At 57.1% G+C, this 23,750-nt stretch carries 19 protein-coding genes; 6 read left to right on the top strand and 13 right to left on the bottom strand.

Features of this window, described 5'->3' with window-relative positions:
* Nucleotides 1-8: 8 nt before the first annotated feature.
* From PS14A_RS10700 to PS14A_RS10665, 8 genes are all read right to left on the bottom strand, one after another.
* Nucleotides 9-491 carry an adenylyltransferase/cytidyltransferase family protein gene (locus tag PS14A_RS10700; RefSeq protein ID WP_039758830.1) on the bottom strand — a complete coding sequence of 161 codons (483 nt, stop codon included), beginning with the start codon at nucleotides 489-491 and terminating at the stop codon, nucleotides 9-11.
* Nucleotides 492-497: 6 nt separating this feature from the next.
* On the bottom strand, nucleotides 498-1,001 hold the full coding sequence (locus tag PS14A_RS10695; RefSeq protein ID WP_039758832.1) for a GNAT family N-acetyltransferase: 504 nt from the start codon (nucleotides 999-1,001) through the stop codon (nucleotides 498-500).
* On the bottom strand, nucleotides 991-2,388 hold the full coding sequence (locus PS14A_RS10690; protein WP_212616131.1) for an aminotransferase class III-fold pyridoxal phosphate-dependent enzyme: 1,398 nt from the start codon (nucleotides 2,386-2,388) through the stop codon (nucleotides 991-993). Before PS14A_RS10690 ends, PS14A_RS10695 begins: the two co-directional genes overlap by 11 nt.
* Before the next feature lie 438 nt (nucleotides 2,389-2,826).
* Nucleotides 2,827-5,916: an efflux RND transporter permease subunit gene (locus PS14A_RS10685; RefSeq protein WP_212616130.1), complete on the bottom strand. Its 3,090-nt coding sequence runs from the start codon at nucleotides 5,914-5,916 to the stop codon at nucleotides 2,827-2,829.
* Entirely contained in the window at nucleotides 5,913-7,022 is a 1,110-nt protein-coding gene (locus PS14A_RS10680; protein WP_212616129.1) for an efflux RND transporter periplasmic adaptor subunit, read from the bottom strand. The genes PS14A_RS10685 and PS14A_RS10680 overlap by 4 nt, the downstream gene beginning before the upstream one ends.
* Nucleotides 7,023-7,122: 100 nt before the next feature.
* Nucleotides 7,123-8,394, bottom strand: coding sequence for an outer membrane protein transport protein (locus PS14A_RS10675; RefSeq protein WP_212616128.1), 1,272 nt, complete (start codon nucleotides 8,392-8,394; stop codon nucleotides 7,123-7,125).
* 163 nt (nucleotides 8,395-8,557) lie between these two features.
* Nucleotides 8,558-9,184 (bottom strand): TetR/AcrR family transcriptional regulator, encoded by a 627-nt coding sequence (locus PS14A_RS10670; RefSeq protein WP_122699140.1) that lies wholly within the window; start codon nucleotides 9,182-9,184, stop codon nucleotides 8,558-8,560.
* A 134-nt stretch (nucleotides 9,185-9,318) separates the two neighbouring features.
* The gene (locus tag PS14A_RS10665) at nucleotides 9,319-10,641 is read right to left on the bottom strand and encodes an APC family permease (RefSeq protein WP_212616127.1); all 1,323 of its coding nucleotides are present in this window, start codon (nucleotides 10,639-10,641) and stop codon (nucleotides 9,319-9,321) included.
* Nucleotides 10,642-11,186: 545 nt separating this feature from the next.
* Between PS14A_RS10665 and PS14A_RS10660 the strand changes: the two genes are divergently transcribed.
* The gene (locus PS14A_RS10660) at nucleotides 11,187-11,549 is read left to right on the top strand and encodes a hypothetical protein (RefSeq protein ID WP_212616126.1); all 363 of its coding nucleotides are present in this window, start codon (nucleotides 11,187-11,189) and stop codon (nucleotides 11,547-11,549) included.
* Between the two features lie 131 nt (nucleotides 11,550-11,680).
* Here the strand turns inward: PS14A_RS10660 and PS14A_RS10655 are convergent, their stop codons facing one another.
* The 3 genes from PS14A_RS10655 to PS14A_RS10645 all read right to left on the bottom strand — a co-directional run bounded on the left by PS14A_RS10655 (nucleotide 11,681) and on the right by PS14A_RS10645 (nucleotide 14,392).
* Complete coding sequence (locus tag PS14A_RS10655; protein WP_122601587.1) at nucleotides 11,681-12,817, bottom strand: nickel/cobalt efflux protein RcnA; 1,137 nt, start codon at nucleotides 12,815-12,817, stop codon at nucleotides 11,681-11,683.
* Between the two features lie 7 nt (nucleotides 12,818-12,824).
* Nucleotides 12,825-13,124 (bottom strand): metal-sensing transcriptional repressor, encoded by a 300-nt coding sequence (locus PS14A_RS10650; RefSeq protein WP_016774379.1) that lies wholly within the window; start codon nucleotides 13,122-13,124, stop codon nucleotides 12,825-12,827.
* A gap of 374 nt (nucleotides 13,125-13,498) precedes the next feature.
* Entirely contained in the window at nucleotides 13,499-14,392 is an 894-nt protein-coding gene (locus PS14A_RS10645; RefSeq protein WP_212616125.1) for an AraC family transcriptional regulator, read from the bottom strand.
* A 272-nt stretch (nucleotides 14,393-14,664) separates the two neighbouring features.
* On the opposite strand from PS14A_RS10645, the gene PS14A_RS10640 reads away from it, so the two are divergent.
* Both PS14A_RS10640 and PS14A_RS10635 read left to right on the top strand, forming a co-directional pair.
* The gene (locus tag PS14A_RS10640; RefSeq protein WP_212616124.1) at nucleotides 14,665-15,177 is read left to right on the top strand and encodes a nuclear transport factor 2 family protein; all 513 of its coding nucleotides are present in this window, start codon (nucleotides 14,665-14,667) and stop codon (nucleotides 15,175-15,177) included.
* 257 nt (nucleotides 15,178-15,434) lie between these two features.
* Nucleotides 15,435-18,041 carry an AAA family ATPase gene (locus PS14A_RS10635; RefSeq protein WP_212616123.1) on the top strand — a complete coding sequence of 869 codons (2,607 nt, stop codon included), beginning with the start codon at nucleotides 15,435-15,437 and terminating at the stop codon, nucleotides 18,039-18,041.
* Between the two features lie 136 nt (nucleotides 18,042-18,177).
* Here PS14A_RS10635 and PS14A_RS10630 read toward each other — a convergent pair whose 3' ends face one another.
* Together PS14A_RS10630 and PS14A_RS10625 are read right to left on the bottom strand one after the other, a co-directional pair.
* On the bottom strand, nucleotides 18,178-18,852 hold the full coding sequence (locus PS14A_RS10630) for a hypothetical protein (RefSeq protein WP_212616122.1): 675 nt from the start codon (nucleotides 18,850-18,852) through the stop codon (nucleotides 18,178-18,180).
* Nucleotides 18,853-19,195: 343 nt separating this feature from the next.
* Nucleotides 19,196-20,113: a LysR family transcriptional regulator gene (locus PS14A_RS10625; protein WP_212616121.1), complete on the bottom strand. Its 918-nt coding sequence runs from the start codon at nucleotides 20,111-20,113 to the stop codon at nucleotides 19,196-19,198.
* A 209-nt stretch (nucleotides 20,114-20,322) separates the two neighbouring features.
* On the opposite strand from PS14A_RS10625, the gene PS14A_RS10620 reads away from it, so the two are divergent.
* The 3 genes from PS14A_RS10620 to PS14A_RS10610 all read left to right on the top strand — a co-directional run bounded on the left by PS14A_RS10620 (nucleotide 20,323) and on the right by PS14A_RS10610 (nucleotide 23,741).
* Nucleotides 20,323-21,306 carry an SDR family oxidoreductase gene (locus PS14A_RS10620; RefSeq protein WP_249121265.1) on the top strand — a complete coding sequence of 328 codons (984 nt, stop codon included), beginning with the start codon at nucleotides 20,323-20,325 and terminating at the stop codon, nucleotides 21,304-21,306.
* Nucleotides 21,307-21,363: 57 nt separating this feature from the next.
* A complete protein-coding gene (locus PS14A_RS10615; RefSeq protein ID WP_212616119.1) occupies nucleotides 21,364-22,674 on the top strand; it encodes an MFS transporter in 1,311 nt (436 codons plus the stop codon).
* Nucleotides 22,675-22,838: 164 nt separating this feature from the next.
* Entirely contained in the window at nucleotides 22,839-23,741 is a 903-nt protein-coding gene (locus tag PS14A_RS10610; protein ID WP_024012629.1) for a bestrophin family ion channel, read from the top strand.
* Nucleotides 23,742-23,750 lie beyond the last annotated feature (9 nt).

Raw genomic sequence — 23,750 nt, 5'->3', positions numbered from 1 at the left:
CTTACCTGTCATCTGTGCGTGGACATGACGAGCCGGGCGATTCTGGACGTCGAGTCGAATATCTTGTCGTCCGTCAAGATCATTCGCCCCCCTGCGCTTTCAACCAGTGCGCGCTCCGCCTGAAGTCTCACGTCTGACCCGTCACTGTAATCCGCACCCTTGAAATAGAGGTTGGGACGTAGCGTCTTGATCATCAATTCAGCAGTGGGTGTGTGATTTACGATGACATGATCGCAATAGCGAATAGAGGCAAGAAACTCTGCGCGTTTTTGATCGGGGAATACCGGCCGGTCCGCTCCTTTATTGACATATGGGTCGGCGGTAACTGACACGAACAATCGATCCACCATTGTTCTGGCACGTTGCAAATGATAAAGGTGCCCAGGATGCACAATGTCGAAACAGCCGTGACAAAGACCGATAGTCAAACCTTTTTCGCGGCAATAAACCGCCTCATCCTGCAGTGCAGTGATGTCACTTAAAACGCCCATGATGATTCATTCCTTTGAGATAAGAGATTTAGCCATGATGTTCAGGTGTTCAAGTTCTCCCCAGTAATCGGGAAGCTGCCCGACGATTTGAAAACCATTGCGTAAATGAAAACGGTAGGCTGCACGTTCTTTGTCAATATTTCCTATATCCAGACATAACCATGTCTTTTCATTTGCCAGAGCGTACTTTTCAATTTCGTCATATAACAACGAAGCCACCCCGTATCGACGGTATTGGCTATCAACAATCAACCAGTCTGCCCACAGGACATACTTCGAGGGGATCGGACCTGCGGCGCAGCCCATCGTCCCGATCACCCGTCCGTCTACTGTGGCGACAAATCGCCCCCCCTCAAATTGAGGATTGGCAAGTTCATTGGCAAATTGCTGACCCGCAGACTCGGTAAGATCCTCGCCAGAGGCAATCTGGGCGACCAACCCCAGAACAGCTTCCATGTCAGCCTTTGCAAATCGCCGCAGGCGAATCTTCGTAACAGGTTCATTTGGCATGGTACTGAACCCTCTTGAGTGCCGAATCCAGCCGCTCACAGGCGTCCGCCAACATTTCAGTCGTATGCGATGCACTCAGGGTGACAGGCTCTGGGCAATAACTGAGGGGCATCAAAAAGCCATACAAGTTGTACTCACGGGATAGCAGGGCGAACAACTTCTGGGCAAAGTCGATCGGGTAGAAATGCTCTATCTCTCTCATGGTTCGAGGACGTTCGGAGGTTCCGATGTGGACGCCGATTCGACCGCCGTACCCATCGATATGACAGGGTATGTGGTGTTTATCGAAAACGTCCCTAAGCCCGGCCTTCAAGCGCGATTCCAGCGCGGCGATGTGCCGGTGCACCGTTCCATCCTGCAAATGCTCGATGGCGGCAAGCGCGGCGGACACGGACAGGTATCGCCCCGTATTGGTCCCGCTGACCTGAACAGGACCGCGTGGTGCGATTACGTCCATGTATTCGGCTTTACCGGCAATACCCGCGATCGGCATGCCGCAGCCGAACGCCTTGCCGAAGGCGGCGATGTCGGGTACGACACCGAAGTCCTTTTGCGCACCACCAATGTTTGCGCGGAAACCGGTGAGCACTTCATCGAAGATCAGCAGCGCACCCTTACGGCTGGTCAGCGCACGCACATTTTGCAGAAAACCTTCATCCGGTCTAATGCATCCGATATTCAATGCAACAGGTTCCAGGATCACCCCTGCCACATCGTCCTTGTATTTTTCAAAAGCGTTTTCCAGCGCTTCCAGATCATTCCATGAAACCGAAACCGTCAAGTTGCCGAATTCGTCAGGAATTCCCACAGTGCCCGATAAACGTTCCAGTTCTCTTCCCGCCAATAACGCGCCAGAGCGCGGTGAAGAGTCCACGTTCCAGGTCAAAGAGTCATTAAGCCCATGAAAATGCCCTTCGAACTTGATGATGATGCGTCGACCGGTAACGGCACGGGCGATACGCGTCGCATACATGGTCGCTTCCAGTCCGGAGTTGACCAGCCGCAACTTTTCGGCGCAGGGAACGACCGCACAGAACCGCTCACTCAACAGACGATGTTCATCGGTCTCATACTGCTGAAGAAAGCCCCGCTCCAGTGCCTTGAGAATAGAGTTTTTGATGACCGGACTATCGTGCCCCAACAGGCAGGATCCCCAGCCCATAATATAATCATCGCGCCATTCGCCCGATGACAGCTGAACCCGCGCGCCGGCGGTATTCTGCACATTTATCGGCCCGACTACCGACAAGTGATTCCATCCCGACAGCACATTGCCGACTCGTGTTTCCTTTAAACAATCCATGACGACTGACTCTCCCTTTAAAAAGTTTAGAGCGAACAAAGTCCAATACCCAGGCAAATGAAATTCGCCATGGCGTTCAAACAAGATTCAATCGTGCGATACGCAATAACGCACAAAGCAGCGCAGCAAGTTGGAGAAAAAACTAGCCCCGCCATCTACGCTGCGTCAATTTAAAAAATAAATGACCAGCTAACAGCTTGTTTGCCAATGAAAACTGTTTTTCTTAAGAGAAAGTCGCGCAAAACATCAGGCGCATTATTTCAAACAGATATAAATGAATTTTCGCACTTATATTTCAGCAAGTTAGCCACAGCAAAACGCATTCTTTCAATGATGGGAAAATCTGATCCGCAAAATTCGCAAACAACTGTGATGCTTATTAATCACATCCTGTATAAGCGGCGGACCTGGTTAATTACGAGGGTCAACTCCGCACACTTGAAAATCTCCAATAGCCAAGAGAGAGAGTTAGTCGCGGATAGCAAAAGGCCCGTCATTGACGGGCCTCTTTCAAACTTGACCTTATACCGAACGCGAGGGTTGAACCTGCCCCCTGTTTTCAGGCCGAATCCTGAACCAGATCGCATACATCGCCGGCAGAAACACCAGCGTGATGATGGTGCCAACAAACGTGCCGCCGATTAGCGTGTACGCCAGCGTACCCCAGAACACCGAGTGGGTCAGCGGAATGAACGCGAGAATCGCCGCCAGCGCGGTCAACAATACCGGCCGCGCCCGTTGCACTGTCGCTTCAACCACGGCATGGAACGGTGCCAGCCCTTCCTGCTCATTGTGATGAATCTGCCCGATCAAAATCAGCGTGTTGCGCATCAGAATCCCCGACAGCGCGATCAACCCGACCAGCGCATTGATACCGAATGGCTGGTTGAAGATCAGCAGCGTCGGCACCACACCGACCAGGCCTAACGGCGAGGTCAGGAATACCATGATCATCGCTGAGATCGAGCGTACCTGGACGATGATGATGAGCAGCGTCATGGCGATCATGATCGGCAGCAACGGCAGAATCGCTTTGCCGGCCTTGCCGGATTCTTCGATGGCGCCCGCCTGTTCAATCCGGTAGCCGGAAGGCAGGTTTTCGATGATCGGCTGCAACTGCTGGATGATCGCGCCGGAAACGTCCGGTGGCTGCAAACCTTCGGCGATGTCGCCACGGACGGTGATGGTCGGCGTGCGATCGCGGCGGCGCAGGATCGGGTCTTCCATGCGCACTTCGACCTGGCCGATCTGCGACAGCGGGATGCGCTGCCCCGCCGCACCGACCAGGGTGAAGCCTTCGATCTGTGCCGGGTCCAGGCGGATATTGCCCGCCGCACGGCCAACGACCTGCACGGAACGGATGTCTTCGCGCACAGCCGTGATCGGCACGCCGCTGAGCAGAAACTGCAACTGCTGGGCGACTGCGCTGGACGTCAGCCCCACCGCCTGCAAGCGGTCCTGATTTAGATTGAAATGCAACGTCGGCGTCAGCGGCCCCCAGTCAGTGTTGACGGTTCTCATCATCGGGCTGTCCTGCATCACCGCCCTGACCTGCTCGGCGATGTCGCGCAATTTCGCCGGATCAGGCCCCATCACCCGGTAGGCCACCGGAAATGGCGAATACGGGCCGAATACGATCTGCGTCGCCCGAACGCGCGCCTCTGGAGCAAGCCCTTCGGCGACCGCTTCGCGCAAACGCAACTTGAGGGTTTCGCGAGCGTCCTGGTTGTCGGTCAGCACGACGATTTTGGCGAAGGATGGGTCCGGCAACTCCGGCGCCATGGCCAGGAAAAACCGTGGCGCACCCTGGCCGATATAGGCGGTGACGATTTTTGCTTCATCCTGCTTGTGCAGCCAGGCTTCGACTTTGGCCGCCGCAGCGCTGGTCTGCTCGATGGACGTGCCGTAGGGCATCTGCACTTCGATCATCACTTCGGGGCGGTCCGAGGTCGGAAAGAACTGCTTCTTCACCAGCCCCATGCCTGGAATCGCCACGGCAAACAGCGCGACCACCGCACCGGCCACCAGCCATTTGCGCGTGATCACCCATGCCAGAACACGCCGGAAACGGTTGTAGCGCGGCGTGTCGTAGATTGCCGCGTGCCCGCCTTCGACTTTCTTGATATCCGGCAACAGATTCACGCCCAGGTACGGCGTAAAAGCCACGGCGACAACCCACGAAGCAATGAGCGCGATGCCGACAATCCAGAACATGTTGCTGGTGTATTCGCCTGCCGTTGATTGCGCGAAGCCGTTGGGCAAAAAGCCAATCGCCGTCACCAGCGTACCGGCCAGCATTGGCGCTGCCGTGTGGCTCCAGGCATAAGCGGAGGCCTTGATGCGGTCGTAGCCCTCCTCCATCTTCACTACCATCATTTCAATGGCAATGATCGCGTCATCGACCAGCAAGCCGAGCGCCAGAATCAGCGAGCCCAAGGTGATCCGGTCAAAGTTCTTGCCAGTGGCCGCCATCACCACAAACACGATCGCCAGGGTCAACGGCACCGCCGCTGCGACCACCACGCCGACACGCCAGCCCATGCTGAGAAAACACACGAGCATGACCACCAGCAGCGCGACAAAGAACTTGACCATAAATTCACCGACCGCCGAGTCGATATTCACCGCCTGATCGGTGACTTTCGACAGCGTCATGCCCAAGGGCATTTCTTCGTTGATCCTGACTGTCTCGGCATCCAGCGCCTTGCCCAGATCGAGACCGTTCCAGCCCTCGCGCATGATCACGCCGAGCAATAACGCTTCTTCGCCGTTGTTGCGCACCAGGAAGGTTGCCGGGTCTTCGTAACCGCGCTCGACTGTGGCCACGTCAGACAGCTTGAGTGTTCGGCCTTGGGCGACAACAGGCGTGTCACGGATTTTCTGCAGCGTGTCGAACGCGCCATCGACGCGCAGAAAAACCTCCGGCCCTTTGGTTTCGACCGACCCGGCCGGCGTCAATACGTTCTGATTGTTCAGCGCGGCGAAGAGGTCCTGCGGCGACAAGCCCAGCGTCGCCAGCCGATCATGGGAAAACGAAACGAATATCCGCTCGGCCTGCTCGCCGATGATGTTGACCTTTTTCACCCCCGGCACGTGCAACAGGCGCTGGCGCAACGTCTCCGCATCGCGTACCAGCAAGCGCTGCGGCTCGCCCTTGGCTTTCAAGGCGAACAGCGCGAAGGTCACGTCGGAGAACTCGTCGTTGATCATCGGCCCGATGACACCCGCCGGCAGTTTGACCGCTTCATCGTCGAGCTTCTTGCGTGCCTGATAAAACTCTTCCTGCACTTGCGACGGCGGTGTGCTGTCGAGCAACGAGACCATAGTGAATGCCAGTCCCGGGCGCGTGTAGGTTTCCGAGCGGTCGTACCACTTCAATTCCTGCAAGCGTTTTTCGAGGGGTTCGGCGACCTGATCCTGCATCTCTTGCGCGGTCGCCCCTGGCCACGCCGTAATCACCGTCAGCTGCTTGACCGTGAACGGCGGATCTTCCGCCCGGCCCAATTTGAAGAACGACAGGACGCCGGCCACGGCGATGAGAAAAATCAGAAACACCGTGATCGCACGTTGGCGCACGGCGATAGCGGAAAGGTTGAACCGGCCCTCGCTCATGGACGACTCCCGGCAATCTGGCCATCGTCGCGGGCAAGCAAGCGCACTTCTTCGCCATCACGCAGCAGATGCGCGCCCAGCGCGACAATCGGTTCACCGACGTTGAGCTGGCCAGCGACACGGGCCGAATCATCGCTCAAGCCCAGCACCTCGACCGGGCGCCAGCTCACTTTCGCCGGAGTGCCGGCGATGACCCACACGCCGGGGCCTTTGCCCGGGTTATAGATCGCGGCGACGGGCACTTTCAGCGCCTGATCTGGCGAAGAACCCTGGGCAATTTCGACGGTGACCGTCGAGCCGATTGGCGCATTGGCCAAACTGCCTTCGAGCACATAGCGCGCCTCAAAAGTACGAGTTGTGCTGTCAGCCGAATCGGAAAGCAGACGCAATTTTGCGCTCACGGCAGCCGACGTATCGCCATACAGTTTTGCCTGAGCGGTTGAGCCCGGCGCGGGGCGCAAGGTCTCGGGCAGATGGACGATGGCCTCCCGCTGACCGGCCCGCGCCAGCCGCACCACCGGTTGTCCCGGGCTGACGACTTGCCCCGGCTCGGCGAGGGTTTCCACTACCACGCCATCAGCGTCCGCCACCAGAACCGCGTAGCCCGAGGCGTTGCGCGCTACGTCCGCTTGCGCCACAGCAGCATTGAGCTGCGCCCTGGCGGTGTCAGCGGCGGCTTTGAACTGATCGTAGGCCGATGCCGAAATAGCGCCGGCGGCGACAAGTTTGCGATTGCGCGCTTCGTCACCGGCAGTCTGTATGGCTCGGGCGCGAGCGGCGCTCACCGCTTCTTGCTGGGCTCGCGCCTGCAGGCCGAGGTCGATCGGGTCGAGGCGCATCAGTGGCTGGCCGCGCTTGACCGTCTGGCCGGTATCAACCAGACGCTCGAGCACCTTGCCCGAAACGCGAAAGCCCAGATCGCCCTGGGTGCGCGCAGCGACGACGCCGGTGAACGATCGAGATCCATTTTGTGCCGGTTGCACCGCCGCCGATCTGACAATCGGCGCCAGGGTGCGTGGATCTTTTGCGCTGGAGGAATCCCCGCACGCCGTCAGGGCCAAGGGCAACAAACATACCGCGAGGGGGAAAGGTCGGAGCCGGCGCATGGAATTCCTTCACTGAAAATAGGATGACCATCATATTCTCAGTCTTGTGACCGATATCGTCAACAGTCACTGAATCGCCGGCCCGATTTTCAGCGCTGAATCAGAAGCGATAGCTGACAGAAGTACCGAGCCCGCTGGCGCTGTTCTTGTATTTCGCGCTGTACGAACCCTTGCCCGCCGAGGTGTCGTTGATTTCAACGCTCTCTTCCCAGAGATACGAATAGGCGACGTCGATGGTGACATTCTCCGCTGGAGTCCAACCGGCACCGAGGCTGAACACCTTGCGATCACCCGTGGGAATACGCGGCCCGCGATTGGTGTTGTTCGCCGGAGACTGATCAACCGAGAACCCGGTACGCAGCACCCATTGGTTGTTCAACCGGTACGCCGCGCCGATGGCGTGAGCCCAGGTGTCGTGCCAGTTCTGCTCCTCGCTGATCGTCCCCAACTGGCCGGCTAGCAATGGCGGCAATCCACTGTTTTCGATGGTCAGCTCTTTGAAGCGACTCCAGCGCGTCCAGGTGCTGCCGGCATACAGCGTCCAGTCGTTGTTCAGTTGATGGGTGACCGAGAAGTCCACCGACTCCGGGGTGTCGACGTCGAGCGACGCGTCATAGCTGCGGCCACTGACGCCGAGCACGTTGAAGATGCCATCGCTGATTTTGCTTTTCGCGTCGAGGTGGTAACTGACTTTTGAGTGATAGGTCAGGCCCAGGCGGGTCTGCTCGGTGGCCTGGACCATGACCCCCGCGTTAAAGCCCAGCGCGGTGTCGTCGCCGGTGCTTTTGACTTTGCCGTCGTTGCGCCCGGGGCTCAGCGGATTGGCCACCATCCCCGACAGCTCGCCGCTGATGCGGTTGATGGTTGGGCCGAAGCCGATCGACACCTTGTCGTTGAAGGCATAGCTGATGGTCGGCTGGAACGTCAGCGTGGTGACTTCGCTTTTGTTGGCGTAGTAGCGGCCGGCAAAACCGCTGCCGTAGTCGGTGATCAGGCCAAACGGTACGTAGAACCCCACGCCGAACGCCCAATGCTCGTCGATCGGCTTGACGTAATAGCCCATCGGTACCGTGGTGGTCGGCACCATGTCGCCGTCTTCCTTGCCGCCAAACGTGCTGCGGGTCTGGCTGATATCAGACTTCGCAAACAGCGTCGCCTGCCCGACGCTGGCCTGCTCGCGCTTGAGCCGCGCCATGCCTGCCGGGTTGCCGAAAACGGTACTGGCGTCTTCCGCAGAAGAAGAGCGACCGGCAAAACCCGATCCCATGCCGCTGACGCTTTGCTCATTGAGCGCGAAACCGCCGGCCAGAACGTTGGAGGACGCAAGAACGACAGCCAGCCCCACCGGGTGCTTGAGCATTGTTTTTTTCATTGTGTGGACTCTATGGGTGTCTCGGAAATGGAATACCTGAACTGCGGCGGCCATGTTATCCGAGTGACCATATCAGTCAACAGTCACATTTTAGGTAATTCATCGTCTACGGGCGAGGCGAGATTAGGGGGCGACTGATCCGAGTATTCGGATCAGCAGAGGGTCAAGGCATCAAGCTGCGCAAGATGAGGTTCGAAGTCAGCGTGGGCGCCACTTCGATGAAATCGAGGTTGTGTTGCAGCATCAGTGGATTGACGAAGGGTCGAAGCGCCAAATGGATCGATTCGACGGTTTCATCCAGCGGCGTCCTGCGCTCGAACTCACCGGCCTCGCGCCCTTCACGGACAATGTCGGTGATAAAGCGCTTGATCTGCGCATCGTAACGCTGCGCACTTGGCCAGTTCTCACCCGCTGCAAACGCGGCAATGTCGTAGAGTTTGCGATCGTTGAAAAACAGGTTCACGCCCGTAGCGATCACGGTTTTCACCAAACGACGGAAACGCTCGGTAGGGGTCAGGTTTTCTTCGTTGATCGCTTGCTCGACCGCCGCAACGATCTGCCCTAGACAGTTCGCGCAGATGGCTTCGCCAATCGCCTGTTTGGAATCGAAGAATTTGTAGATGTACGCCTTGGAGAAACCGATGGCCTTGGCCAGATCAGACACCGTGGTCTTGGCGTAGCCGTACTGGCTGAAATGCTCGTTGGCAGCCGCGACAATCTGATCACGAATGTCGTGATCAACGGGACCACGCGGGCCGGGGAAGGATGGGGAAACTGAGGACTGATTCATGTCGGCAGCTTACTCACCCGTCCGCCGACTGACAACGTTCGACTCATTCTGAAAAACACCACCCATCCACTGTGGGAGCGAGCCTGCTCGCGAATACGCCCGCCCAAACAACACCAATTCCCCAAGCTGCTGCACTACCCGGCCTTACTGATCGCGGAAAAATTGATACGAGAAAAGCCATGCAGCAACATCCCGACAATGATCAACGCCCCCGCCCGCAACCAGGTCTCCCACCCCTGCTGACTGAGCAGTACCAGACACGAAATGATCGCAAGCACCGGGACAAAGGTCGGTACGCGAAAGTGGTCCTCCTCTACCCTGTCACGACGAAGGACGAGCACCGCCACATTGGTACTCAGAAAAACGAACAGCAACAGCAAGACCACTGTCTCTGCCAGCGTTGCCAGCGTGCCTGTGAGTGTCAGGGCAATCGCGACCAAGGTCGTTGCGACAATGGCAGCCCACGGAGTTTTTCGTTCAGGCAGCACCGCACCCAAAACACCCGGCAACAGCCCCAGATTCGCCATGCCATAGGTCAATCGGCTGGCCATGATCATGGTTAACAACGCACCGTTGGCCACAGCGATCAGCGCAATAAAAGAGAACAGCGCCGGCGGGATTGCGAGGGTCGATGCGCGGACAACTTCGAGCAAAGGCGCCGACGTTGCTACCAACTTCTCGGTAGGCAACACCGAAGAAGCCGCTACACCCACCGCCATGTAAACCACGCCAGCGGTGAGCAAAGCCGCGAACAAAGCACGCGGATAAACCTTGCGCACGTCCTTGATTTCCTCGGCCAGATTGGCCGAAGTTTCGAAACCGACGAAGGAATAGAACGCCAACAATGCCGCCCCCAGCACTGCCAGCATAGGACTGACGCCCGGTTTGAACGTGAGCGTCCGTCCCAGATCCGCATCGCCGGTGCGGAAATACCAGACAGCGGCGACGATCACCAGAAGCAGCCCGGACAGCTCAATCACGGTCATCACCAGGTTCGCCCCAAGCGACTCCTTGATGCCCCGCGCGTTGAGCAGGCCGATCGCCAGAAGAAACACCAAGGCTGCAATCTGCGGCGATATGTCGACGAAGGCGTTCAAGTAATCACCAGCAAACGCCAGCGACAAACCCGCAGCGCTGGTGACCGCAGCCGCCAGCATGCAGAAACCGACCAGGAAGGAAATGAGCGGCGACTTGAAGGCCTTTTCCGCGAATACCGAAGCCGCGCCGGCGTGGGGATATTTGGTCACCAGCTCTGCGTAGGAACCTGCCGTCAACATGGCGAAGAACAACGCGATCAGCAGCGGCACCCAAATCGCGCCGCCCACCTCCCCCGCGATCGTTCCGGCGAGTGCGTAAACACCCGCGCCGAGTACATCGCCGAGAATAAACAGAAACAGCATCGGGAAAGTGATTGCCCGGCGCAGAGCAGGTTTATGAGTGGGAGCCGTCACGGTCATTCCTTGGTTCAGGTGTGGAGGATCTGGAGGGTTGTCACCTCAAACAATGGAAATGGCGCCGAAAGCAAAGTTCAAAATGTGTGACGGCCCGATTGGCACGACGCTGAAAACATTGCCAACTCGACACCTGTGGGAGCGAGCCTGCTCGCGAAGACTCCAGCCCGGTCAACACAAAACCTCAGCCAAAACCAATCCACTAAACACCTCGTTTAAAACCGATATCCAGCCTATTCCAGCAAGCTACAACGCCTTGCGCCACTGCCTACGACTACGCCAGAATCCGCCGGCTTGTGCGCCTCGGGCCGTGGTTCTATCGTTGGCCGGTCACTGAAAACAGTGATCGGGTTTGGTAGCCCGCTTTCCACATGGCGCATAACGTCATCCTATGCAGATGCTTTCGCATCGGTTTTATGGTGGCCATGCGCAGGGCGTTTTCGAGCGCGCCGGTTTTTCCATGTGGGCCGGTCTACCAACCTTCGTATGGCCACCACCCTTCGTTTGGTAGCGAGAGTGATGGTTCCCTTGGTCACATATGGAGCTTCACTATGTTCAAAGTAACGCCTAACCCGCCAGCGTCGGACGCAACCTCCCCCTACGAATCCCTAGACTCAAAAAAACTCCACAAAGCCGCCGACCGCGCCCTCGACCACTACCTCAAACCCAGCGACACCCTCAAAACCCCGCCCTACCAAACCAGCAGCATGTTCCTCGCCAACCCGAAAATCGCGACTGAAGAATTGCTGGTCAACGCCAGCGAATCACTGGGCTCGGCTTCGGTGATGTTGAGTGATGTGATCGGGATGGTTGAAGGATCTGCTCGCAAGACACTGCAAGGTATCGCGCAGGTGGTCATGCTCGGCGAACTGGCGGTCAATCAAGCATTGGATAACGTCGTGCCGGTCGAGTAATTCTGCGGATGCAGGCGTTCGCTAATACCTCGCCCTCATCGCGCGCGCCTCGATAGCCCAGCCTTGCGCTGGGCTTTTTGCTCGTCAGTGGCAACCCTTTGCATCAGTGCCACCGCTGTGCGCAAAGGGCCTTATGCGCTCAGCCCGATCCAGCCATGAAAGCCGACATACAGGCCAACGCCAATGATCAGCACGCTGGACAGGTAAGGAGCGCGGCGCGCCACGGTTCCCAGCCACGGCCAGCGATTGGAAGCCTGCCTGGCACCAATGGCCGCAGCGGCACCGACAGTGACCAGAGTCAGCGCCAGGCCGATGCTGAAACACAGGACGAGCATGCCGCCGAGCGCGACCTCTTTGACTTGCAGGCACAGCAACAGAACAGTGATGGCAGCCGGACAGGGAATCAGGCCGCCAGTCAGCCCGAACATGACGATCTGACCCGTGGTCACTTCGCGGTTGGTGAAGCGCTTACGGATGTCGTTGGCATGAGCACGTTCGTGCGCATCCTGATAGCCATCAATCGACAGCTCCAGGCCTTCGAGTTCGGAATGCGCATGCCCGTGATCATGCTCCTGGAACGTCAGGTCGTAATCATGCGAATGCCCGGCATGTCCAAGGCTCAACCGAGCGCTGAACTCGTGCGGTTCCGGAATATCCACCGTCGACTGCAGAAAACCTTCACGCTCGACGAAAGCGAACGATTGGCTGCTGCCGTCCGGACGCGTCGTGGTCAGGCGAACATCCGAGGCTGCCCAGGCGTGTCCGCTAAGGGTCTTCAGGCGCCAGTGCGGTGGCATGCCTTCCTCGAAGATCGACAGTTCAACACGACCATGGCCGGTATCTATTCGGTGCGTTTCATCATGATGACCATGGTCGTGTTCGCCGTGATGGTGATCATCGCTTTGCTCGAACTTGAACATCTGCTCACCGCGCCAGGTACGCCACAGCATCCACAGGGCAATCGCGATGATCAGTGCAGAGGAAGCAAGCTGGAAATACGGCTCAGTGGTTTCAGCGTCCAGGCCTTTGCCCAGGTACATGCCGCCGATGGCGACCAGCCACACCACGGCGGTGTGCGAAAGCGTTGCGGCCAACCCCAACAAAACAGCCTGTTTGACCGAGCCACGGATGGCCACGATGAAGGCCGCCATCATGGTTTTCGAATGACCTGGTTCAAGCCCATGCAAGGCGCCGAGCAGAATCGCGCTCGGGAAATATAGCCAGGCGTGAGCCCCGCCTTGCTGCAACAGTTCAGCGAAATCGGGCATGTCAGACCTAAAGGTACTTGGTGATTTGTTTGAAGGCTTCCAGCGGTGCGCGCTCGCCATTGCCTAGCGCCGAAACGGTATCTTCGAGGCAGTGGTCGATGTGATCCTGAATAAGTGTTCGTTTGGCCTGGCAGATCGCTTTCTCAACCGCATGAAGCTGTTGGGCGATATCCACGCACTGACGCCCTTCTTCGATCATGGTGATGATGCCGCGCAAATGCCCGTCCGCCCGTTTGAGGCGTTTGATGATCGCCTCATGACTTTGGTGGGTGTGGGGATGGCTGTGGTCGTGTTCGTGTTCACTCATGAGTTGAGTCTCAGGGCTCGATGAATTACGCCGGCATCGTATCCCCCCTGGGGGGATTAGGCAAATCGCTTGAACGCCCTGTCAACGAGTTGAAACCTTTAACACCATGTACAGCAAAACACTGACAACGACGTTAGTAATCGCGCTTGCTCTCGCCATGTTCATGGCCTGGGCCGGGCATATCTATTCGTTGTCAGTCACCTCGGGGCAGCCAGCCTGGGAGATCGCTCAGGACGTCCATCATTCTCACGGCGAAGAGTCGTCATCCAGCCACGACCGGCGATTATCTGAGCGTCAAACAGTAGTCCGGAACACATGGAAAACGAGGCCGCAAATGCGGCCTCGTTTTTTCTGCGCGAAGAAAAGTGCTGGATTCAAATTCCACAAATATCCGTGCGCAGCCGCCAGGCGTCCTTCGCCGGCGGCATACCGAACAAGCGGGCGTAGTCCCGACTGAACTGCGAGGGACTTTCGTAACCGACTGCATATCCCGCCTCTGCGGCATCAATCGCTTCGGTGACCATCAGCCGGCGTGCTTCCTGTAGCCGCAACTGGTTGCGAAACTCCAGCGGGCTCATCGAGGTGATCGCCTTGAAATGCGTGTGAAACGAAGAACGGCTCATGCCGGCGATTTCGACGAGTTCATCTATTCGACACGCTTCGTTGTAGTGGCTGCGCAGCCAGGCAATGGCCTTGGCAATCTGGTTCAAGCGGCTGTCTGCTTGTGCCATCTGCCTGATGATGCTGTTGCCGTTTTCGGTTAGAAGGCGATAAAGCATTTCGCGAATCACCAGCGGAGCGAGCGCTTCGATATCCCGTGGCCTGTCGAGCAGCCCGGCCAGCCGAACCGCAGCATCCAACAGTTCTGGAGTCGTATCGTTGAGCGTAATGCCTGCCGGCGGTGCACTGACGCTCTCTTCTATTAACGGATGGCGCAGCGCAAGTTCACTCAACACAGTGGTATCGAGATCCAGCGCCAGGCACAGATAGGGAACAGCCTCACTCGCCTCGATGACCGAGCCCATCACCGGAAGGTCTACCGATGCAATCAGGTATTTGGCCGGATCGTAAACATAGGCGGTAGTACCCAGCATCGCTTGTTTACGTCCTTGGGCGACAAGGCAGAGCGTTGGCTCATACACCACCGGCATAGGCATCGTGGGCGTAGCCGAGCGAATCAGGCTGATACCCGGGATCGCGGTGCTGTGAATGCCGTCATCCCGGACGTGACGACCAATGATATCGACAAGCTTTGAAAGGGAATTCAAACACAACTCCATAACGTGGGAATGCGGCGGTTAGACATCTGGTATCGGATGATCAAGCAAGAAATCAGGACGATCCTGCAACAGCCCTCCTCCGCTCGTAAGTCACACTTCAGATGAGGCCCAGAGATACTGCCGTCCACACCCGCGCCGATTCTTTGCCAATGCCTCATATAGAACAACGGCGTGTGGGAACGCAACTAGCGGCTTACAGATAACAACAACGGCCCATCCAACTCGACGGGACTCATCGGACAGATTAAGGAGCACAGGAAATGACGTTTGTTCAACGCCTCTCTACAGCGCTAGCACTGGTCCTCACCACAATCATTGCAGGGCCGGCGCCCGCCGTGGCCAGCGAACCGACTACGGAACGCAATCGCCAATTCATTGCGCAAGCGTTCAACCAATGGGCTCAAGGCGGCCGGACGTTCTTCACAGATGTCCTGGCTCCCGATGTGATCTGGACAATCAAGGGGACGAGCCCCTCGGCGGGTACTTATCGAGGCCGAGACGACTTCCTGAAACGTGCAGTCCAACCCTTCGCAAAACGGCTCGCCTCGCCCGTTCGCCCGACGGTGACGGATATCTGGGCTGAGGGCGATGACGTCGTCGTGCACTGGGACGGCACCGCCACCGCAGCCGACGGCGCGCCTTATCGCAACAGCTACGTATGGATCATGCGCATACGAAATCTGCAGGTAGTTGAGGTCGTAGCCTTTCTCGATCTGGTGCCTTATGACGACGTTATCAGGCGAATTCCGGTTAAAGCGGGCGGTGTGGAATAGATAAGCCTGCCAGGATCGACTGGAGGATCTGCCTGTAGGAAACTGCGAGATATTACGTGTGGGCAGGTCACCGGATGTCGGCTTTCGGCCAGAAGCGGACGCTCCCAAGTGGCCACTAACGGCTAGAAGCAAAAGTCTTTCCTTTCAGATTATTAATGGCGAACGCTTACGGACTTCTGGTCAAACCGCACTAAAAGCAATTCGCCACTATTGGCCTATACTCGGTTCGTCCGCGGTGTCTTCAAGGAGAGATCTCAATGGTCGTACCAGATTTGAATGGGCTAGACGCTCCCGTTGCCGACGATTTTGAAATTTGGCTCGGCGAAAGAAGCCGGTGGTTACAGACAGCTGCCAAGAACCTAATCGAGACCAAGAAGCCACCAACAGACGACCAGATCCAAGAGCTTGCCCGGCTGTGCATGATTGAATCGAAGAAGGAACAGGACCCAGGCTTCTGCACCGTATCGCCAGGCTCGTTGGCACTCGCTGCCAGTCGTCCTGCCATACGCATAGAAGGGATCTCAGATGTCTACGGGTTGAATGCGATCAAATCAGGCGCAGCACTACCAGTTGGCTCGGGCAACATCACAGTGTTCTACGGTCAAAATGGTTCAGGAAAAAGCGGATATGCACGCCTCCTGAAACAGGCATGCGGCTCAAGGTCAAAAGACGAAATTCACCCTAACGTCTTCATTGAAGAACCTGAGGCCTGCAAGGCGAATTTCCAAGTATCGGCAGGAGAAAAGAAAGGAACTATTGAATGGACGCTGGCACAGGGTGCAGATCCTTTACTTCGTCACGCCCAGATTTTTGACTCCAGAACGGCCACCCAGTACATGGGTAAAAACGAGGCCAGCTACGAGCCAAGCCAAATGAAATTCGTGGCGTCATTGATCGCAGTGTCAGACAGGGTTAATCAGCACCTCACCGCATCGAAAAATGCACTGCTGAGCGTATTGCCACAATTCCCAGCGGACTTGGAAATCACTGAGGAAGGTAAGTGGCTTGCGAGTATTAAGTCTGCAACGACTGATGCCGTCATCGACAGATTCTGTACGTACACTCCCGAGCACGATGCTGAGCGGATTATCACAGAAGGTGCGCTGGCCCAGAAGGACGTGGCGGGGCGACTGGCATCAATCACGAAAGAAAAGCAGGGGTTGGCAACAGTTCGGCTAGCTATGAGCCAACTCAAGGATAAGCTCTCCAACGAAACAGCGCAGATCATCGTAAGTGCCAACGCTGATGCAAAGGGCAAGCGGCAAGCGGCTCAAAAATTTGCTCAACAACTTTTTTCCGAAACTCCACTCGAAGGAGTCGGCGAAGCGGTGTGGCAACAGTTATGGGCCCAAGCTCGATTGTTTTCTCAAAATCATGCTTACCCTGGTCAACCATTTCCTGTTGTGGGTGAGCAGGCAAGGTGTGTGCTCTGCCAGCAAGAGCTCAATGAGGATGCTGGCCATCGGTTGACCCACTTTGAGCAATTTGTTACCGAAGGTTTAGAGTTAAGCGCAAAACAAGCAGAAGACAAACATAAGGGCTTTTTACAAGCCTTACCCCAATCACCGAAGGAACAGGACTGGTTAGCTCATATGGCCTTGATCAAACTGGATCAAAAGCAGGCCATCGAACTGCATAAAACTTTGGTGGAAAGACGTTCCGATCTCGAGACCGCTGAAAAAGTCGAAAATGTGACCCCATTCGACTGGTCACTAGTAGATCAAGCACTGGCAGAAGTAACAGATCAGTTAGTTGGCGAAGAAAAGTCGTTGAACGAGCTTTCTCAAGACGGCAAACGACAGCAAATGGAGGCGCAACTTCGTAAGCTGAAGGCTCTGCAATGGCTGTCGCAAAACAAACCTGCAGTCGTTGCCGAACGGGACAGATTGTTGGCTGTTGACCAGTACGGAAAAGCCATCCGGCTTGCTGCAACCAACACGCTCACTATCAAGAACAACGAGTTGGCGAAATCCGAGGTGGAGGCAGGATATCAAACTCGCTTCGCCGCCGAACTGAAACTATTAGGTGGCTCGAGGTTGCCTGTAGCCCCTCAAAGCAAAACAGTCGGTAAAGGCAGAACCACATTCGGACTGATACTCGTTGGCGCGAAAGGAGCCCGCCCACCAGAACAAATTCTCAGTGAGGGCGAGACAAGAATTGTAGCGTTAGCTGCATTCCTAGCTGATATTACTGGCTCCAATCAAGTAGCTCCCTTTATTTTCGACGACCCGATTTCCTCACTCGATCAAGATTTTGAGGAGCGAGTTGTCGCGCGCCTTGTAGATTTGGCGCAGTCCCGCCAGGTCATCATCTTCACTCACAGGCTTTCGCTGGTGACACTTCTGGAATCCGCAGTAAAGAAAATGAAGGAGCATCCAGATATACAAGACATCGTCTTTAACGTTCAGACGCTTCGACGTCTCGACAAAACGTCCGGTATTCTGACAGGACAAAGTGCTCGAGACTCGAAACCGAAGCCGGCTATCAACAAGCTACTTAATGAGAACTTAGCTCAACTCAAGAGGCACCAGGCAGAGGGCGATGCTGAAAGCTACGACCTCATGGCCAAGAGTGTTTGCAGTGACTTCAGGATCATAGTGGAGCGCACTGTTGAGGTGGTAATGCTGAACAGTGTCGTGCTGCGATTCCGCAGGGAAGTGATGACCAAAGGGCTACTGAGGCAGCTAAGTAACATCACTCAGGAGGATTGCGATCTGATAGACGACTTGATGACACGATATTCTGTGTATGAGCATTCTCAGGCAGACGATCTTCCAGCGGTACCCCCCGAACTCGCCCAGCTCGAAACAGATATGCGATCGCTTGCGGACTGGATAGAGGGGTACTCGAAGCGAGTGGCCTGACCCACATTGAAACGCCGACTGCTTGTTACCTATAGCCAATGCCATACGGCGGCCGGAGCGAAGCTTACACTTCACTCTGGTCGCACTGGTGACTGAAATAAGTATTTAGAGATCTTTACTAAAGGCTGTAGCTGCATCAATCTTCCAGAAGATTCTTCTTTTCAATTTTATCTTTATATGCGTCGTGCAAAGTTTTTAGGAATGCATTACCAGCACCCGTAATTTCGTAAGTAATTTTAATGTATTGTTCTTTTTCCTGACTAAGTAAGTTTCTGTCTCGACTTGCAAGATTGACACTGCGCTTACAAATACGATGATTTACCAAGATATCTCCCAAGCCATCGTCAAAAATGTACGGATTATGATACCCATGCATAAATGTAAAAATATCAATTATATATATGCTGTTTATAAAGCGCACTTGATCTGCAAATTGACTTCGATTTATTTTATCTCTAACAAGTCTGCGGAACGTAACGCCGATCATTTTGGCTTTCTGTTCGGATTCTGCGTGTTCAATAAGTTCTAATAGATGTTCGGAGAGTAAAGGATCATCTTTAGGATCCCTAGCTGCTATGAATTTTGAGATTTCCCCCTGCTTTAAATCATCAGTACCTTCAATAAATCCCTTCAGCTTTTCTTTGAGCCTCTCTTTTTTGTATGTTCTGAAAGCCTTAAAAATACCTATTGCGGACCCCGCTATGGGAAGTTCGCCAAAAGCCTCATTGGTTACGAAGGTGTCGATGAATGCCTCTACTGCGTCTTCTAAAGGCAACTCTTTACTGGCCTTGACTATTTTAATGTCCTTCATGCACGCTCACTTTTCTCAACCCATTGATGGCTTGTCCCGCAACCGCTTAGAAAGGTATACCAGCGATTAACGCGAAAAGGCAGTGCTATCCTTGAAAGAAAAAGGTAGAAGAACAAAATCTAGCTCATTGGAATCCAACATTTACACATGCCTGAATGCGACGGTTGGTCTAACACTAGAAAATGGTTCTATTTTTCACTGAAAAAACTTCGGTTATCACATCATCGAACGTTGAATTATGGCAGGTAGCGGTCGCTTGTGAGCGTCCGCTAATGGCCGATTGCTCCCCGTCGCCATGGGCGCTCTGCTGCCAGGCCATGTATTCGCCTCACGAAACAGCGCTTCAAACACCTGCACTCTCCGCAATCTCCCCTTCCCCCCGCAAAAAATCCACAAACGCCCTCAGCGGCGAAGGCATGTGGCGGCGGCCGTGGTAGTAAAGAAACGGACCGTCGAAGGTCTGCCACCAGTCCTCGAGAATCGGCACCAGTCGACCATCGGAGAGTGGCTCCCGCAGGAAATCCTCGAAGGTATAGACGATGCCCAGTCCGTTGATGGCCGAGCGAATTTTCAGATCGTGCGACGACGTCAGCAGTTGCCCCTGAGGCGGGATACGTACGATACGGCCGTCTCGATGGAACTCGAATACGCCGACTTTGCCACTCTCGAACCGATGGCCAAGCAGGTCATGGCCCGGCAGTTCTTCGGGGTGAGTGGGCGTACCGCGTTCAGCCAGATAGCCCGGGGCGGCCGCCGCAATGAAACGCTGGCGACGCGGGCCGATGGGCACGGCGATCATGTCCTTGGCCAGGCTCTCTTCATAGCGCACGCCGGCGTCATACCCGCCAGCATTGACGTCGACAAAGGTGTTATCCATGACGACTTCGACACTGACCCCTGGATAAAGGCGCAGAAAACGCGCCAGCAGGTCGGGTAACAGAAAGCGTGCCACCGGCACTGGCACATTGAGTTTGAGCGTGCCGACCGGGCGCTGAGCGTCGTCGTCCAGATCGTTGAAAGCGGCGTCGATTTCTTGCAAGGCCGGGCGCAGGCGCTCGAGCAATCGCTCGCCGGCGGCCGTCGGCGTGACGCTGCGCGTGGTTCGATTGAGCAGGCGCACGCCCAGATCGCTTTCCAGCCGACGCATGCAGTCGCTCAGCGACGAGGCGGACAGCCCGCGCTTTTGCGCGGCAGCACGAAATCCCCCCGCCTCGACCACTGCAGCAAATATCGACACATCGGTAAGGTTTGGTTTACGCATGGACGCTTCCTCCGCAAGCGGCTGACTGTACGCCATACCGTACGGGCCATCCACCAATGCCCGACTTATCCTCGCGCATTCGTACACCGATACTGCTCACTCGCCCCCGCCAACCGGGAACCTGTCACGCGAATGAGAATCCCCCGATGAGCCATTCACCCGCTACGCCGAGCAATACCGCGACCCAACGCCTTCTCAAGGCCACCCGAATGCTGTTCGCCATTTCCGCGCTGGCCGGCACACTGGCTGCGCAGGCGACTCCCCAAACGGAGCCGAAGCCGGACTGGTCAACCCACGACATGCCCAGCCAGAAAGGCCGCATCGTGCTGGTGACCGGGGGAACCAGCGGCATGGGCTATGAAGACGCGCTGGCCCTGACGCGCGCCGGTGCCGAGGTGATCATCGCCGCACGCAACGCCGAGCGCGGCCGCGAAGCGATCGCAAACATCAAGCAAGCCGTGCCCAAGGCGCGCGTGCAATTCGAAACGCTGGACCTTGCCAATCTGCAATCGGTGCGCGACCTCGCCAACCGTCTGCAAGGGCGCCTGCCGAGGCTCGACGTGCTGATCAACAATGCCGCGATCATGTCGCCGCCTGTTCGAGGCGTTTCCGCCGATGGCTACGAGATGCAACTGGCGACCAATTATCTGGGGCATTTCGCCTTGACCGGCCTGCTGATGCCTCTGCTACGCAAAAGCGACGACGGTCGGGTGGTCAGCCTGTCGAGCATCGCCGCAGGACGCGCAAGCCTGAACTTCGATGACCTGCAGGCTGAGCGCAGTTACGACCCTTTCGCCAGCTACAGCCAATCGAAACTGGCGGTTCTGAAGTGGAGTATTGAGCTGCAGCAGCGCAGCGATGCCGCCGGTTGGGGGATACGCAGCATCGCCGCTCACCCCGGCGTTGCCGTGACGGAGCTGATCGCCCGTGGGCCTGGCCTGGACAGTGAATTCGGCAAACAATGGGCAGTAGAGCGGGACAGGTATCATTCCGCAGCGCAGGGCGCGCTGCCCACGCTGTATGCGGCGACGGCGCTGGAGGCGGTTGGCGGCGCCTACTACGGCCCCACCGGTGATAACGAGAAGCGCGGGCCGCTGGGCTTCGCCAAGATGCCGCCGGCCGCTGCCGATCGCTCGAATTCGGCCACACTGTGGCAACTCTCCGAGCGACTGACCGGCGTCACCTACCGCTGACCGCCAGGCACGGGCAGGCCCCGTGCCATTGCCCCGCCACTCCCACAGGAGCGCAACATGGATACGTCTCTTCTCGCCCACCGCGCCGGCGCCATCATCAATGCCGAGGCTCACGAGCTGCGCCCTGCGCTCAACGGTTTTCTGCTGTTCGTTTGCCTGTTCGCCGGCTATTTCATGCTCCGTCCGATCCGCGAATCGATGGGCATTACTGCCGGCGTCGAGAACTTGCAGTGGCTGTTCACCGCGACCTTCCTGGTCATGCTGGCGGCCGTTCCGCTGTTCGCCTGGCTCAGCGCACGCGTGCCGCGCCTGCATTTCGTCGACTGGGTATACGGATTCTTCTGCACCAATCTGCTGTTGTTCGCGGCCCTGTTCCTCGGCGAGGAAAGCCCGTGGCTGGCGCGCGTGTTTTACGTGTGGATATCGGTCTACAACCTGTTTGTCGTATCGGTCGCCTGGAGCCTGATGGCCGATGTCTTCGACAGTGCCCAGGCCAAACGTCTGTTCGCGTTCATCGCGGCGGGCGCCAGCGTCGGCGGCCTGAGCGGCCCTGCGCTGAGCGCCTTGCTGATCGGTCCGCTGGGCGAGTCCGGCCTGATGCTGCTGGCCGCTGTTCTGCTGGCCGCTGCGATGTGGTTCAAGCGCCAGCTGATGCGCTGGCGTGAACGGGGTGGCGCAGGACGCCCCGATGCCGCGCCGAGCGAAAGCCCTCGCAGGCCGTTGCCGGGCAATCCGTTCAGCGGTATGACGGCCGTTTTGAAATCATCCTATCTGCTCGGCATCTGCGGCTTTGTGGTGCTGCTGGCGACAGTCTCCACCTTCCTTTACTTCGAGCAGGCACGCGTCGTCGCCGAACACTTCCCGGACCGCGAGGCGCAGGTGCGCGTGTTCGGCATCATCGACTTTGTCGTGCAGGCGGGCGCCCTGCTCTGTCAGCTGTTCATCACCGGACGCCTCGCCCAAAGGCTCGGTGTCGGCGTGCTGTTGGCCATGGTGCCGCTGGTCATGTGTGCCGGGTTCATCGGGCTGATCTTCGCGCCCAGCTTTGGCCTGATCGCCGCGCTGATGATCGTGCGCCGCATCGGTGAATACGCCTTCGTGCGCCCAGGCCGAGAGATGCTGTTTGCCCCGCTCGATGCCGAAAGCAAGTACAAGGCGAAGAACTTCATCGACACCGTGGTCTACCGCGCCGGCGACGCCATCAGTGCCTGGGCGAAAAGCGCGCTGGACGCCCTCAGCCAAGGTGCTGGCATGGCAGCGCTGGTCGGCGCGTTGTGTGCACTGCTGTGGGGTCTGCTGGGATGGCGACTCGGCGAGCGGGCGGACCGCCGAGCCAGTGTGTCGGCAGTCCGGCAAAACCCAGCGTAGCACGGTCCATTCGAGAGACGAGGATTTTCCCGAAAGCATTCGCCATGCACAGGGCCAGACTTTGCAGACTGACTGACGGCTGACCGCCCCACCAGGGAACTGCCGGTGCCAGGCATCGTCCGAGCTTAAGCGTTTAAGCAAACTGCTCGCCACGAGGTTTCCGTTTGAAAGCTGCCATCGTTAAAAAATACCGTCTGATCATCAAGACCCTCGGCTACGTGGGCTGGTCTTTGTTCTGGTTGCTGCTCTGGGACATCGCCGTCACCGTCGACTTCATGCTGTTTCTCAACGCCAAGCTGAACCTGCCGTTGATGCCGCTGACCTTGCTCGGTTCGGCGTTGATCGTGTTGATCAGTTTTCGCAACAGCAGCGCTTACAACCGCTGGTGGGAAGCGCGGACGCTGTGGGGGTCGATGATCAACAATTCCCGCAGCTTCGCCCGGCAGGTGCTGACGCTGCTGGACGACGCAGGTGGCGAGGTGAACCCGGTCAAATCGACGCTGTTGCGCCGCCACGTCGCTTACGTGAATTGCCTTGCCGCGCATCTGCAAGGCCAGCCTTGTCCCGACGAGGTGCGGGCGTTTATTCCCGCCGAAGAGTTCGCCCGCAGTGGCACAACCAATAACTTTGCCAACGATATCCTCACCGGCTCGGCGACTTTGCTCGCTCGCGAATACAAGGCCGGGCATCTGGACAGTATTCGTCTGGCCCGGCTTGAGTCGACGCTGGTGGACTTGTCCAACAGCCAAGGCGGCATGGAGCGGATCGCCAATACCCCGTTGCCCTACCCTTATGTGTATTTCCCACGGCTGTTCATTTCGCTGTTCTGCCTGATCGTACCGATAGGACTGGTCGAATCCCTCGGCTGGTTCACGCCGCTGGCGTCGACTGTGGTCGGGTTCATGCTGCTGGCCATCGAGCGCATCGGCACCGACCTGCAAAGCCCGTTTCGCCACAGCGAACACCAGATTCAAATGGAAGCGCTGTGCGAAACCATCGAAAAGAATTTGCAGTCGATGCAGCGTGATTCGTTGGGGGATGTGCGCAGGGTTGAGGAGCCCGCTTGAGGCGCTGCC

Origin of the sequence: Pseudomonas sp. 14A (assembly GCF_018132745.1) — a bacterium.
Classification (GTDB): Bacteria; Pseudomonadota; Gammaproteobacteria; order Pseudomonadales; family Pseudomonadaceae; genus Aquipseudomonas; species Aquipseudomonas mercuritolerans.
This window is presented reverse-complemented; position numbering and strand designations above follow the sequence as displayed.

Coding starts and splice junctions, on each gene's coding strand:
- PS14A_RS10635 (WP_212616123.1), top strand. CDS start 15,435: ATGGTCGTACCAGATTTGAATGGGCTAGACGCTCCCGTTGCCGACGAT.
- PS14A_RS10620 (WP_249121265.1), top strand. CDS start 20,323: ATGCTGTTCGCCATTTCCGCGCTGGCCGGCACACTGGCTGCGCAGGCG.
- PS14A_RS10700 (WP_039758830.1), bottom strand. CDS start 491: ATGGGCGTTTTAAGTGACATCACTGCACTGCAGGATGAGGCGGTTTAT.
- PS14A_RS10625 (WP_212616121.1), bottom strand. CDS start 20,113: ATGCGTAAACCAAACCTTACCGATGTGTCGATATTTGCTGCAGTGGTC.
- PS14A_RS10660 (WP_212616126.1), top strand. CDS start 11,187: ATGTTCAAAGTAACGCCTAACCCGCCAGCGTCGGACGCAACCTCCCCC.
- PS14A_RS10685 (WP_212616130.1), bottom strand. CDS start 5,916: ATGAGCGAGGGCCGGTTCAACCTTTCCGCTATCGCCGTGCGCCAACGT.
- PS14A_RS10650 (WP_016774379.1), bottom strand. CDS start 13,124: ATGAGTGAACACGAACACGACCACAGCCATCCCCACACCCACCAAAGT.
- PS14A_RS10695 (WP_039758832.1), bottom strand. CDS start 1,001: ATGCCAAATGAACCTGTTACGAAGATTCGCCTGCGGCGATTTGCAAAG.
- PS14A_RS10670 (WP_122699140.1), bottom strand. CDS start 9,184: ATGAATCAGTCCTCAGTTTCCCCATCCTTCCCCGGCCCGCGTGGTCCC.
- PS14A_RS10630 (WP_212616122.1), bottom strand. CDS start 18,852: ATGAAGGACATTAAAATAGTCAAGGCCAGTAAAGAGTTGCCTTTAGAA.
- PS14A_RS10675 (WP_212616128.1), bottom strand. CDS start 8,394: ATGAAAAAAACAATGCTCAAGCACCCGGTGGGGCTGGCTGTCGTTCTT.
- PS14A_RS10665 (WP_212616127.1), bottom strand. CDS start 10,641: ATGACCGTGACGGCTCCCACTCATAAACCTGCTCTGCGCCGGGCAATC.
- PS14A_RS10640 (WP_212616124.1), top strand. CDS start 14,665: ATGACGTTTGTTCAACGCCTCTCTACAGCGCTAGCACTGGTCCTCACC.
- PS14A_RS10615 (WP_212616119.1), top strand. CDS start 21,364: ATGGATACGTCTCTTCTCGCCCACCGCGCCGGCGCCATCATCAATGCC.
- PS14A_RS10655 (WP_122601587.1), bottom strand. CDS start 12,817: ATGCCCGATTTCGCTGAACTGTTGCAGCAAGGCGGGGCTCACGCCTGG.
- PS14A_RS10680 (WP_212616129.1), bottom strand. CDS start 7,022: ATGCGCCGGCTCCGACCTTTCCCCCTCGCGGTATGTTTGTTGCCCTTG.